Here is a 12,146-nt window from a genome sequence, read left to right on the forward strand (position 1 = left end):
AACGGGATTTTCTTTATTCGAGGATGAGGAGTCCATCTTTAACAGCAAATGGGTCTTTCTCATTGATACGATCGTAAAACATGATTCCGTTTAGGTGATCAATTTCATGTTGGACAACAATAGAGTTGTAACCTTTGAGCTTGATTCGGTGTTTTTCGCCGTCCTTGTCAAAGTAATCAACAGTGACGCGGGCATGGCGAATAACATAGCCAGGTACGTTTCGGTCAACAGAAAGGCAACCTTCTCCTTCGCCAAGAGCAGCATCTTGAACAGAGTGAGAGACGATTTTTGGATTGTACATAACAGCTTGCAAGTCGTAGGCTTCCTGTGGAGTTTCACCTTCTTCCACAATATTGGGAACTAAAACAGCGATAATGCGTTTTGAGATATCGAGTTGGGGAGCAGCCAATCCAACCCCACCGCGGAGTCCCATCTTTTCAGCCATAACAGGATCTTGGGAATGTTTGAGGAATTGCATCATCTTTTCACCAAGGATGATTTCCTGGTCAGACAGTGGGAAAGTAACTTCCTCAGCAACTGCGCGAAGTGTCGGATTCCCCTCGCGGATAATATCGTTCATATCAATTAAGTGAGCAGCTTTTGTAATACGTTCTATTGCAGACATTTTCTCTCCTTTCATTACCTCTACATGATAACACAAAATAGGCGAGAAAGAAAGTCGCAGAAGTTCCTAAAAAATAATATAATAAACGGTATTCCTCTTTTGTCTGTGGTATAATAAAAGAAAAGACTTGCACCAAAAGACAAGGGGGAATAAAGATGGAAAAGCGACAAGATAGACGGTCTCAGGGCTCTCTTTATGGGTTGTGGAGAACTAGTGTGGATTTCTTTCGGAATTATAAATCCTGGACCAATGCTCAGTTTATTATTGTGTTATTGCTTGCAGTTGCCTTGTCCATGGGGGGGAACTTATTAGTTCGAGCAGTACAAGGTAGTAAGGGAACAAGCCCTGGTAGCCAAACTCTTGATTCTGCTAGTACATCTGGTCAATCCAAGGAAAATCAGTCTGGTGAAAAGACAGCCCGTATCATGGCAAATGGTGACCTTCTCTACCATATCCCCATCTACCGAACAGCTCTTAAAGAAGATGGAACCTATGATTTCCATGAGAATTTTGAGTATGTAAAACCCTGGCTCAAGCAAGCTGATTTAGTAATTGGTGACTTTGAAGGAACGGTGAACAAGGACCACTATTTGGCAGGTTATCCTCTCTTTAATGCACCAGGAGAAGTCATGGATGCGATCAAGGATGCAGGCTACCAAGTTCTAGACTTGGCTCATAATCATATTTTGGATTCTCAAATTGAGGGAGTGGTTTCAACGGCTCAAGCTATTGAAAAGGCTGGAATGACACCCATCGGAGTCTACACGCATGAATCCCGAGACCAAGCACCTATAGTCATCAAGGAAGTCAATGGTATCAAGATAGCTCTCCTGGCCTATTCTTACGGTTTTAATGGCATTGAGCAGTATATCTCTCAAGAGGACTATAATCGATATCTTTCTGATTTGAATGAAGATAAGATGAAGGCAGAAATCGAGCGCGCAGAGAAGGAGGCGGATATTACTGTCATCATGCCTCAGATGGGAATTGAATACCAGCTAGAACCAACGGAAGAACAGAAAACACTGTACCATAAGATGATTGACTGGGGAGCAGATATTATCTTTGGAGGGCATCCTCACGTCGTTGAACCTGCTGAAACCGTTGAAAAAGATGGTGACAAAAAATTGATCATCTATTCCATGGGAAATTTTCTCTCAAATCAACGCATTGAAACCATGCAAGATGAGGAAAATGCCAAATGGACGGAGCGCGGTGTTCTCATGGACGTGACCATTAAGAAAAAAGATGGCAAGACAAGGATTGAAACGGCCAAAGCGCATCCTACTTGGGTAAATCGAACACCCAAAGGGACTTACTCTCCAGAAGGCTATCCGCTCTTCCTCTATCAGACCTATATCCTAGAGGACTTCATCGAGGGAGGCAGTCACCGTGACAAGTTGGACGAGGCGACCAAGGAACGAATTGACACGGCCTATAAAGAAATGAATGAACATGTAGGGTTGAAGTGGTAGGCACTTGCCCTAAAGGAGACGAGATGACGATTAAATTGATTGCAACGGATATGGATGGAACTTTGCTGGATCCAAGAGGGCAACTGGACTTGCCACGTTTAGAAAAGATTTTAGACCAATTAGATGAACGAGGTATCCGTTTTGTCATTGCGACAGGGAATGAAGTTCACCGTATGAGGCAATTACTGGAGCACTTGGCGAGTAGAGTAGTTCTAGTCGTTGCCAATGGGGCACGTATTTTTGAAAACAATGAACTGATTCAAGCGCAGATTTGGGATGATGCTATGGTTGACAAGGCTCTCCTTCATTTTAAAGGGAGGGAGTGTCGAGATCAGTTCGTCGTTACCAGTATGAATGGGAGTTTTGTCAAGGAAGGAACGGTTTTTACAGACCTGGAAAAATTTATGACTCCAGAGATGATTGAAAAACTTTACCAAAGGACAAATTTTGTGGATGAGCTAAACTCAGACCTCTTCGGTGGAGTGTTAAAGATGAGCATGGTTGTTGGTGAAGAACGTTCTAGTTCAGTTTTGCAGGAAATCAATGACCTCTTTGATGGTCGTGTAAGGGCTGTTTCTAGCGGTTATGGCTGTATCGATATCCTGCAGGCTGGGGTTCACAAGGCTTGGGGATTGGAAGAATTACTCAAGCGCTGGGATTTGACATCAGAACAAATCATGGCTTTTGGTGATAGCGAAAACGATATCGAAATGTTAGAGCTGGCTGGAATTGCCTATGCTATGGAAAATGCAGATGATAGTGTCAAGGCAGTTGCGACTGCCCTGGCACCAGCCAACAGCCAGGCGGGTGTGTATCAGATTCTAGAAAAGTGGTTAGAGAAAGAGGGATAAGGTGGCAGTACAGTTATTAGAAAATTGGCTTTTAAAAGAGCAGGCAAAGATTCAAACCAAGTATCGTGAATTGAATCAAGTATCTGTTCTAGAGCCAGATATCATCTTTATTGGTGATTCGATAGTGGAGTATTACCCTCTTCAAGAGTTGTTGGGAACTGCCAAGACGATTGTTAATCGTGGTATCCGAGGCTACCAGACGGGACTTTTATTAGAGAATTTGGATGCCCATCTTTATGGTGATGCTGTCGATCAAATTGTTCTCCTAATTGGGACAAACGATATCGGAAAAGATATTCCCATGAATGAAGCTTTGGATAATCTTGAAGGTGTGATTCAATCGCTCAACCGAGATTATCCGCTGTCACAAATAAAGCTCCTTTCAATTTTGTCAGTCAATGAAGGAGAAGAATACAAGCAGACAGTATATATTCGTACCAATGAAAAGATTAAGGAATGGAATCAAGCCTATGAGGCTCTAGCATCCGCCTATATGCAGGTAGATTTTGTGCCGATTTATGATAGTTTGACAGATTCAAAAGGACAACTTCAATCAGCCTATACAACGGATGGCCTCCATCTAAGTGTAGCCGGTTATCAAGCTTTATCAGATGCTTTGAAAACGTATCTGTTCTAAAGAATTGGCTTGATTTTGCATTTTTTTTGAAGATAGGTTATAATAGTTCTAACATCCTGGGGTCGTTACGGATTCGACAGGCATTATGAGGCATATTTTGCAACCCGTGTGGCGACGTAAACGCTCAGTTAAATATAACTGCAAAAAATAACACTTCTTACGCTCTAGCTGCCTAAAAACCAGCAGGCGTGACCTGGTTTGGATTGCTCGTGTTCAATGACAGGTCTTATGATTAGCGAGATACGATCAAGCCTTGTCTAGTGGTTTGATAAGAGATTAATAGACTCGCAGTTCCTAGGCTTGAGTTATGTGTCGAGGGACTGTTAAAACAATACATAACCTATGGTTGTAGACAAATATGTTGGCAGGTGTTTGGACGTGGGTTCGACTCCCACCGGCTCCATTATGAACAGGTATACAGTAGATTTTTTCCAAATTGTATCCTTTGTTGTATCCTATTTATTCTAGTGTGTTAGTGGAGAATTACTCAAGAGGCTGAAGAGGACGGTTTGCTAAATCGTTAGGTCGGGTAACTGGCGCGGGGGTTCGAATCCCCCATTCTCCGTTAGATAAACCCAGTGTTTTTCTAAACAACTATCCTTGGAGGTGGTCTCCAAGAGTAAATTTTCATAAAGAGGTGAAACATGAAAAAGATCAAGTTACTAAGTATCTTAGCCCTTTCGACGGTTGTCTTGGGTGCATGTTCTGTATTTTCTAATCAGTCATCTGAAGCTTCTTCTGATAACAAGGAGAAAACGGAACAAGTTGAGAAGAAGGATGAAGCAGCGGAAGTTAAAGAGAAAGTTACAAAAGATGCTGAAATTCTCCTAGACTCTGTTCTCACTAGCGACTCTGCACGATTCAAGAAAATTTATGGCGACACTTATGAAAAATGGACTGAGGCCGTATTTGCAGTTCAAACAAGTGAAAAAATCAAAGAAGAAGGTCTTTCACCTGCATCTACCTACTCAGTACAATGGCACAAAGATTTCCCTGTAGAAACTCCAGAAGAAACCATTTCAGGTTTCTTGAAGATGAGACGTAGATTATATCAAGATATCGGTTCTTACACTGTTAAAGACGTGAAGGTTGATGAATCAGGAAATACAGCGACTGTTACTTTCAACTCTAAGAAGTTACACTCTAAAGGATTGGCTTCATCTACAAGGGAAGTTCTCACTACTCTTATTGGAGGTGTTGATAACCTAGGTAAATACAATCAAGCTGGTTCAAACGTTGACATCAAGCGTTACCAAACATTGGTTTCTTACTGGATTTTTGAGCATCTATTCAAGAAAGATTTCTCAACCTACAGTGACGTTGACCCTAACTTAGCTCATACACCTTTCACTACTGGTGATTTTGATACTGAAATCAAATTAACAAAGGATAAGGATGGAAACTGGCTGATTTCTCAAGAAGATTACCGTACTTTGGCGACAGAGTTGCTTGATGATACAGAAGGTTATGATAAAATTGTCCGTAAAAACTCAACCAAGTCTTCTGATAAATCTTCAGATAAATCCACTGATAAATCAACAGACAAATCTTCAGATAAAAAAGATAAAAGCAATATCTAATCCTAAGATTTAAAAGAAAAACAAGTAGTCTTAATAAACTACTTGTTTTTTTATGAATTAGGATAGGGAAGGATACAGAAAAATGTGATGTGATAGTTAGAGTAACTCAGCCTTTCATTTCTATATATTGTTCTTAGAACGATAAAAAAACTGCATTGAGGTGCAGTTTTTCTTTTTTCTACGGAAGACATGGGATTCGAACCCACGCACGCTGTTACACGCCTACCGCGTTTCCAACACGGCCTCTTAAGCCTCTTGAGTAATCTTCCAATACTTACTCAAATAGTCTACCATAAAGCCACTTATCTTGCAATAAAAATTTTGGAAATAAGAAAAATGATAGAATTTGAAAGAAAATGATAAAAAATGCTTGACTTTAGTAGAGAATGTGCTAGAATGAATAGTGTAAACGATAACAGGAGGTGATTTGGTGTTAAAAACTGAGCGGAAGCAACTGATTTTAGAGGAGTTAAATCAACATCATGTAGTTTCCCTAGAAAAATTGGTTAGTCTATTAGAAACATCAGAATCGACAGTACGAAGAGATTTGGACGAGTTGGAGGCGGAAAACAAACTTCGCCGTGTGCATGGTGGAGCAGAATTGCCCCACTCCTTGCAGGAAGAAGAAACCATCCAAGAAAAATCTGTCAAAAACCTTCAAGAGAAGAAGCTACTGGCTCAGAAAGCAGCCTCTCTTATTAAGGAACAAGATGTTATCTTTATTGATGCTGGAACGACAACTGCTTTTTTAATCAAGGAATTGGTTAATAAGAATATCACAGTTGTGACCAACTCCATTCACCATGCGGTTCAGTTGGTTGAAAAACAGATTCCAACTGTCATGGTTGGAGGAAGTGTCAAGATGGCAACAGATGCATGTATCGGTGGTGTTGCTCTTAACCAAATCAATCAATTGCACTTTGACCGTGCCTTTATTGGGATGAATGGTGTCGACGATGGTTATTATACGACTCCTGATATGGAGGAGGGAGCCGTTAAGCGTGCTATTTTAGAGAATGCCAAACAAACCTATGTCTTAGTGGATTCGTCTAAGATTGGACAAACTTGCTTTGCCAAGGTAGCACCACTTAAACGCGCTATTGTCATCACAAGTCAAGGGCATGAGCTCTTGCAGGCTATTAAGAAGAAAACGGAGGTAATAGAAGTATGATTTATACAGTCACACTCAATCCATCCATTGACTATATCGTGCGCTTGGACCAAGTTCAAGTCGGTAGTGTCAATCGTATGGACAGTGATGATAAGTTTGCTGGTGGGAAAGGAATCAATGTCAGCCGTGTTTTGAAGCGCTTGGGTATTCCAAATACTGCGACTGGATTTATCGGAGGTTTTACTGGTAAATTTATCACAGATACCCTTACAGAGGAAGAAATCGAAACTCGTTTTGTCCAAGTAGCAGAAGATACTCGCATCAATGTCAAGATTAAAGCAGACCAAGAAACAGAAATCAACGGGACTGGTCCAAATGTGGAACCGGCTCAGTTAGAAGAATTGAAAGCTATTTTGTCTAGTCTGACAGCAGATGATACGGTTGTGTTTGCAGGTTCGAGTGCTAAGAACCTAGGCAATGTTATCTATAAAGATTTGATTGCCTTGACACGCCAGACTGGTGCGCAAGTGGTTTGTGATTTTGAAGGACAGACCTTAATTGATAGTTTGGACTACCAGCCACTTTTGGTTAAACCAAACAATCACGAGCTTGGAGCTATCTTTGGAGTGAAACTCGAAAGTTTAGATGAAATCGAGAACTATGCTCGTGAGTTACTAGCTAAAGGTGCACAAAACGTTATCATCTCTATGGCTGGCGACGGTGCTCTTCTTGTCACATCTGAGGGAGCTTACTTCGCTAAACCTATCAAGGGAACAGTCAAAAATTCAGTCGGGGCTGGTGACTCTATGGTTGCTGGATTTACCGGTGAATTTGTCAAATCAAAAGACGCAGTAGAAGCCTTCAAATGGGGAGTGGCTTGTGGAACAGCAACTACCTTCTCGGATGACTTGGCAACAGCGGAATTTATTAAAGAAACATATGAAAAAGTTGAGGTAGAAAAACGATGAAAATTCAAGACCTATTGAGAAAAGATGTCATGTTGCTGGATTTACAGGCAACAGAAAAGACAGCTGTCATCGAAGAGATGATTAAAAGTTTGGTAGATCACGGTTATGTGACGGATTTTGAAACCTTTAAAGAAGGAATCTTAGCGCGTGAAGCTCTCACTTCCACTGGTTTGGGTGACGGAATTGCTATGCCTCACAGCAAGAACTCTGCTGTCAAAGAAGCAACGGTTCTCTTTGCTAAGTCAAACAAGGGTGTTGACTACGAAAGCTTGGATGGGCAACCAACAGACCTCTTCTTCATGATTGCAGCTCCAGAAGGTGCCAATGATACTCACTTGGCAGCCTTGGCAGAATTGTCTCAATACTTGATGAAAGACGGTTTTGCTGACAAACTTCGTCAAGTAACATCAGCTGATCAAGTTATTGAACTTTTTGACCAAGCTTCAGAAAAAGCTGAGGAACCTGTTCAAGCACCTGCTAATGACTCTGGCGACTTTATCGTAGCTGTTACAGCTTGTACGACAGGTATTGCCCACACTTACATGGCTCAAGAAGCCCTTCAAAAAGTGGCTGCTGAATTGGGTGTTGGTATCAAGGTTGAAACCAATGGTGCAAGCGGAGTCGGCAACCAACTAACTGCAGAGGACATCCGCAATGCTAAAGCTGTTATCATCGCAGCAGACAAAGCTGTTGAGATGGATCGTTTCGATGGCAAACCATTGGTTAATCGTCCAGTTGCAGACGGTATCCGTAAGACAGAAGAATTGATCAACTTGGCTCTTTCAGGAGATGCTGAAGTTTACCGTGCTGCTAATGGAGCAAAAGCTGCAACAGCATCTAATGAAAAACAAGGCCTTGGTGGTGCCTTCTACAAACACTTGATGAGTGGTGTATCTCAAATGTTGCCATTCGTTATCGGTGGTGGTATCATGATTGCCCTCGCCTTCTTAATCGACGGAGCTTTTGGTGTGCCGCAAGATAGTCTTGGCAATCTCGGATCCTACCATGAGCTCGCTTCCATGTTCATGAAAATCGGTGGGGCTGCCTTTGGCTTGATGCTTCCAGTCTTTGCAGGATATGTAGCCTACTCTATCGCTGAAAAACCAGGTTTGGTAGCTGGTTTCGTTGCTGGTGCTATTGCCAAAGAAGGTTTTGCCTTTGGTAAAATTCCTTATGCCGCAGGTGGTGAAGCAACTTCAACTCTTGCAGGTGTCTCATCTGGTTTCCTAGGTGCCCTTGTTGGTGGATTTATCGCAGGTGCCTTGGTTCTTGCTATCAAGAAATACGTTAAAGTTCCTCGTTCACTTGAAGGTGCTAAATCTATCCTTATCCTACCGCTTTTCGGAACAATCTTGACAGGATTTGTTATGTTGGCTGTCAATATTCCAATGGCAGCAATCAACACTGCTATGAATGACTTCCTAGGTGGTCTTGGAGGAGGTTCAGCTGTCCTTCTTGGTATCGTTCTTGGAGGCATGATGGCTGTTGATATGGGTGGGCCAGTTAATAAAGCGGCTTATGTCTTTGGTACTGGTACGCTTGCAGCGACTGTTTCTTCAGGTGGTTCTGTAGCAATGGCAGCAGTTATGGCTGGCGGAATGGTGCCACCACTTGCCATCTTTGTCGCAACCCTTCTTTTCAAAGATAAATTTACCAAAGAAGAACGCAACTCTGGTTTGACAAACATCATCATGGGCTTGTCATTTATCACTGAGGGAGCGATTCCATTTGGTGCCGCTGACCCAGCTCGTGCGATTCCAAGCTTCATCCTTGGTTCAGCAGTAGCGGGCGGACTCGTTGGTCTTGCAGGTATTAAACTCATGGCGCCCCACGGAGGAATCTTCGTCATCGCTCTTACTTCAAATGCCCTTCTCTACCTTGCCTTTGTCTTGGTTGGCGCAATTGTAAGTGGTGTGGTTTATGGCTACCTACGCAAACCACAAGCATAAAAAGTATTAGAATAGAAAGATTGTTACCATTTGGTGCAATCTTTTTCTCTATTCGAAATGGCTGTGAAATATGGTATAATAAAAGAATGGCAAACAAGAATACTACAAAAACAAGACGGAGACCGTCTAAAGCAGAACTCGAAAGAAAACAGGCTATCCAGAGGATGTTGATTTCCTTAGGAATTGCCTTATTGTTGATTATTGCAGCCCTCAAACTCGGCGCGGCAGGTGTCACGCTTTACAATCTCATTCGACTGGTTGTCGGAAGTTTGGCCTATGTGGCCATTGGTGGCCTCCTCATCTATCTTTTTCTTTTTAAATGGATTCGCAAGCAAGAGGGACTTCTGTCAGGATTTCTTTGTATCTTCGCTGGCTTGCTCTTGATTTTTGAGGCCTACTTGGTATGGAAATATGGCTTGGAGCAATCAGTTCTAAAAGGGACCCTGTCTCAAGTTATGACGGACCTGACTGGTATGCGAGTGACTAGCTTCGCTGGTGGAGGCTTGCTTGGTGTTGGACTCTATATCCCCATATCCTTTCTTTTCTCAAATATCGGATCGTACTTTATTGGAGTTCTCTTGATTCTAGTTGGGGCACTCTTGGTTAGTCCCTGGTCTATTTATGATGTTGCTGCCTTTATTGGAGCTCAGTTTAGATCCTTCATGGAAAAACAGGAACAGAGAAAACAGGAACGCTTCATCAAGAGAGAAGAAGAGAAGGCTCGTCAAGAAGCTGAAGAAGCAGCCAGAATTCAGAGAGAACAAGAAGAACAGGATGCGCTGCCGCTTCCTCCTGTAGATCCTGAAACGGGAGAAATCTTATCTGAAGTACCAGACTACGATTTCCCACCAATTCCTGAGGAAGAGTGGATCGAACCAGAGATTATCCTCCCTCAAACTGATTTTGACGTTCCAGATGTGGAAGAAGATTTTGAGGATGAAGAGGTTCAGGTTGATTTTTCTGCCAAGGAAGCCCTCGAATACAAGCTACCAAGCTTGCAACTCTTTGCACCAGATAAACCCAAAGATCAGTCCAAGGAAAAGAAGATTGTTCGAGAAAATATCAAAATCCTAGAAGAAACCTTTGCTAGCTTTGGTATCAAGGTGACGGTAGAACGGGCTGAAATTGGGCCATCAGTTACCAAGTATGAAGTCAAGCCTGCAGTCGGTGTACGGGTTAACCGCATTTCCAATCTGGCAGACGACTTAGCGCTGGCTCTGGCGGCCAAGGATGTTCGGATTGAGGCTCCGATCCCTGGTAAATCCTTAGTCGGAATTGAAGTACCCAACTCTGAGATTGCGACCGTTTCCTTCCGTGAACTCTGGGAACAGTCTCAAACTAAACCAGAAAATCTCCTCGAAATTCCTCTAGGTAAGGCTGTCAATGGAACTGCTCGCACCTTTGACCTTTCCAAGATGCCCCACCTACTCGTTGCAGGTTCGACGGGATCAGGGAAGTCAGTCGCAGTTAACGGTATTATTGCCAGCATTCTGATGAAAGCAAGACCAGATCAGGTCAAGTTTATGATGGTGGATCCAAAGATGGTTGAGTTATCCGTTTACAATGACATTCCTCACCTCTTGATTCCAGTTGTGACCAATCCACGCAAGGCCAGCAAGGCTCTGCAAAAGGTTGTGGATGAGATGGAAAACCGTTATGAACTCTTCGCTAAGGTTGGTGTGCGAAATATCGCTGGTTACAATGCCAAGGTCGAGGAATATAATAGCCAATCTGAGTACAAACAAGTACCCCTGCCTTTGATTGTTGTCATTGTAGATGAGTTGGCAGACCTCATGATGGTGGCTAGCAAGGAAGTAGAAGATGCCATCATTCGTCTCGGACAGAAGGCGCGTGCTGCAGGGATTCACATGATTCTCGCAACGCAACGTCCATCGGTTGATGTTATCTCTGGTCTTATCAAGGCCAATGTCCCATCTCGTGTGGCTTTTGCAGTTTCATCAGGTACAGATTCACGAACCATCTTGGATGAGAATGGGGCTGAAAAACTGCTTGGTCGAGGAGACATGCTCTTTAAACCAATCGATGAAAATCACCCAGTCCGTCTGCAAGGATCCTTTATCTCAGATGATGATGTCGAACGTATCGTAAACTTCATCAAGGCTCAGGCGGATGCGGACTACGATGAGAGTTTTGACCCAGGTGAGGTTTCTGAAAATGAAGGAGAATTTTCAGATGGTGAAGCTGGCGGCGATCCGCTTTTTGAAGAAGCTAAGGCTCTGGTTATCGAAACGCAGAAAGCCAGTGCTTCGATGATTCAGCGTCGTTTGTCGGTTGGATTTAACCGTGCGACCCGCCTTATGGAAGAACTCGAAATGGCAGGTGTCATCGGTCCAGCTGAGGGAACCAAACCACGAAAAGTATTGCAACAATAAAAAATAGCTTCTTTCCAAAGCTGGAAGGAAGCTATTTTAGTAGTTATTGATTGCTTTTGTTTTCGGAACTAGTCGTTTTGGACGAGTTTCCACTATCAGTTGTTTCTTTTGTTGAGGAAGGTGTAGAAGAATCCTGAGTTGTTGTTTTCTTCTCTTCTTTTTGCTCTTCCTTTTTATTGGATTGAGGAGTTTCTTCCTGAGAGGTATTTTCTTTAGTAGAAGTGTTGTCCTTGTTAGGAGTAGTATTCTCCTGAGGGGCTTCTTTTTGAATTTCCTTGACAACAGTTGTTTGGGTTGTCGTCGGTTCTTTTTTGTTGTTTTTGTTATTATCCATGGCGTTCATGATGGTGATAGTAGCGGTGATGAGGCCAAGGATACTACCGATGGTAGCAATCGTTTTTTGAAAGACAGTAAATCCCTTTTTGATGTGTTCTGTTTTTGGTTTTGAAGTTCTATGATAGTTAGACATGATACTCTCCTTTTATTATGATTTATTATACCTCATTTCTTTAAAAAAATCTTAAAAAAAGAGGACTTGCCCTTTCTTGTCGCAAGCT

10 protein-coding genes, 2 tRNA genes and 1 other RNA gene are annotated in these 12,146 nt (G+C 42.5%); 10 read left to right on the forward strand and 3 right to left on the reverse strand.

Annotated elements, in window-relative coordinates:
• Nucleotides 1–13: 13 nt before the first annotated feature.
• Nucleotides 14–625 (reverse strand): peptide deformylase, encoded by a 612-nt coding sequence (def, locus tag P8P68_RS00920; protein ID WP_001272958.1) that lies wholly within the window; start codon nt 623–625, stop codon nt 14–16.
• Nucleotides 626–780: 155 nt separating this feature from the next.
• Here def and P8P68_RS00925 point away from each other — a divergent pair, with 155 nt between their 5' ends.
• From P8P68_RS00925 to P8P68_RS00950, 6 genes are all read left to right on the forward strand, one after another.
• Nucleotides 781–2,100, forward strand: a complete 1,320-nt coding sequence (locus P8P68_RS00925) for a CapA family protein (RefSeq protein ID WP_278276000.1) — start codon at nt 781–783, stop codon at nt 2,098–2,100.
• A 23-nt stretch (nt 2,101–2,123) separates the two neighbouring features.
• Nucleotides 2,124–2,951, forward strand: a complete 828-nt coding sequence (locus P8P68_RS00930; RefSeq protein ID WP_278276001.1) for an HAD family hydrolase — start codon at nt 2,124–2,126, stop codon at nt 2,949–2,951.
• A 1-nt stretch (nt 2,952) separates the two neighbouring features.
• On the forward strand, nt 2,953–3,588 hold the full coding sequence (locus tag P8P68_RS00935) for an SGNH/GDSL hydrolase family protein (protein WP_278276002.1): 636 nt from the start codon (nt 2,953–2,955) through the stop codon (nt 3,586–3,588).
• 58 nt (nt 3,589–3,646) lie between these two features.
• Nucleotides 3,647–3,994, forward strand: a transfer-messenger RNA (tmRNA) gene (gene ssrA, locus P8P68_RS00940).
• A gap of 71 nt (nt 3,995–4,065) precedes the next feature.
• Nucleotides 4,066–4,153 (forward strand) — tRNA-Ser (locus P8P68_RS00945).
• Nucleotides 4,154–4,232: 79 nt separating this feature from the next.
• Nucleotides 4,233–5,168, forward strand: coding sequence for a hypothetical protein (locus P8P68_RS00950; protein ID WP_278276003.1), 936 nt, complete (start codon nt 4,233–4,235; stop codon nt 5,166–5,168).
• A 181-nt stretch (nt 5,169–5,349) separates the two neighbouring features.
• Here the strand turns inward: P8P68_RS00950 and P8P68_RS00955 are convergent.
• Nucleotides 5,350–5,437, reverse strand: a tRNA-Ser gene (locus P8P68_RS00955).
• A 161-nt stretch (nt 5,438–5,598) separates the two neighbouring features.
• Between P8P68_RS00955 and P8P68_RS00960 the strand changes: the two genes are divergently transcribed.
• The 4 genes from P8P68_RS00960 (at nt 5,599) to P8P68_RS00975 (ending at nt 11,589) form a co-directional block, all read left to right on the forward strand.
• Nucleotides 5,599–6,339 (forward strand): DeoR/GlpR family DNA-binding transcription regulator, encoded by a 741-nt coding sequence (locus tag P8P68_RS00960; protein ID WP_000920660.1) that lies wholly within the window; start codon nt 5,599–5,601, stop codon nt 6,337–6,339.
• Nucleotides 6,336–7,247, forward strand: coding sequence for a 1-phosphofructokinase (pfkB, locus tag P8P68_RS00965; protein WP_247924046.1), 912 nt, complete (start codon nt 6,336–6,338; stop codon nt 7,245–7,247). The genes P8P68_RS00960 and pfkB overlap by 4 nt, the downstream gene beginning before the upstream one ends.
• Nucleotides 7,244–9,196: a fructose-specific PTS transporter subunit EIIC gene (locus P8P68_RS00970; RefSeq protein ID WP_247924047.1), complete on the forward strand. Its 1,953-nt coding sequence runs from the start codon at nt 7,244–7,246 to the stop codon at nt 9,194–9,196. The genes pfkB and P8P68_RS00970 overlap by 4 nt, the downstream gene beginning before the upstream one ends.
• An 86-nt stretch (nt 9,197–9,282) precedes the next feature.
• Nucleotides 9,283–11,589: a DNA translocase FtsK gene (locus P8P68_RS00975; RefSeq protein ID WP_278276004.1), complete on the forward strand. Its 2,307-nt coding sequence runs from the start codon at nt 9,283–9,285 to the stop codon at nt 11,587–11,589.
• A 43-nt stretch (nt 11,590–11,632) separates the two neighbouring features.
• Here the strand turns inward: P8P68_RS00975 and P8P68_RS00980 are convergent, their stop codons facing one another.
• Complete coding sequence (locus P8P68_RS00980; RefSeq protein ID WP_057488553.1) at nt 11,633–12,058, reverse strand: DUF6556 family protein; 426 nt, start codon at nt 12,056–12,058, stop codon at nt 11,633–11,635.
• Nucleotides 12,059–12,146 lie beyond the last annotated feature (88 nt).

The sequence above is a fragment of the Streptococcus sp. D7B5 genome (assembly GCF_029691405.1).
In the GTDB taxonomy this organism is placed as follows: Bacteria; Bacillota; Bacilli; order Lactobacillales; family Streptococcaceae; genus Streptococcus.

What these genes read in the sequence shown, in the direction of transcription:
- def (WP_001272958.1), bottom strand. Translation starts at nt 625, where the DNA reads ATGTCTGCAATAGAACGTATTACAAAAGCTGCTCACTTAATTGATATG.
- P8P68_RS00925 (WP_278276000.1), top strand. Translation starts at nt 781, where the DNA reads ATGGAAAAGCGACAAGATAGACGGTCTCAGGGCTCTCTTTATGGGTTG.
- P8P68_RS00930 (WP_278276001.1), top strand. Translation starts at nt 2,124, where the DNA reads ATGACGATTAAATTGATTGCAACGGATATGGATGGAACTTTGCTGGAT.
- P8P68_RS00950 (WP_278276003.1), top strand. Translation starts at nt 4,233, where the DNA reads ATGAAAAAGATCAAGTTACTAAGTATCTTAGCCCTTTCGACGGTTGTC.
- pfkB (WP_247924046.1), top strand. Translation starts at nt 6,336, where the DNA reads ATGATTTATACAGTCACACTCAATCCATCCATTGACTATATCGTGCGC.
- P8P68_RS00970 (WP_247924047.1), top strand. Translation starts at nt 7,244, where the DNA reads ATGAAAATTCAAGACCTATTGAGAAAAGATGTCATGTTGCTGGATTTA.
- P8P68_RS00975 (WP_278276004.1), top strand. Translation starts at nt 9,283, where the DNA reads ATGGCAAACAAGAATACTACAAAAACAAGACGGAGACCGTCTAAAGCA.
- P8P68_RS00980 (WP_057488553.1), bottom strand. Translation starts at nt 12,058, where the DNA reads ATGTCTAACTATCATAGAACTTCAAAACCAAAAACAGAACACATCAAA.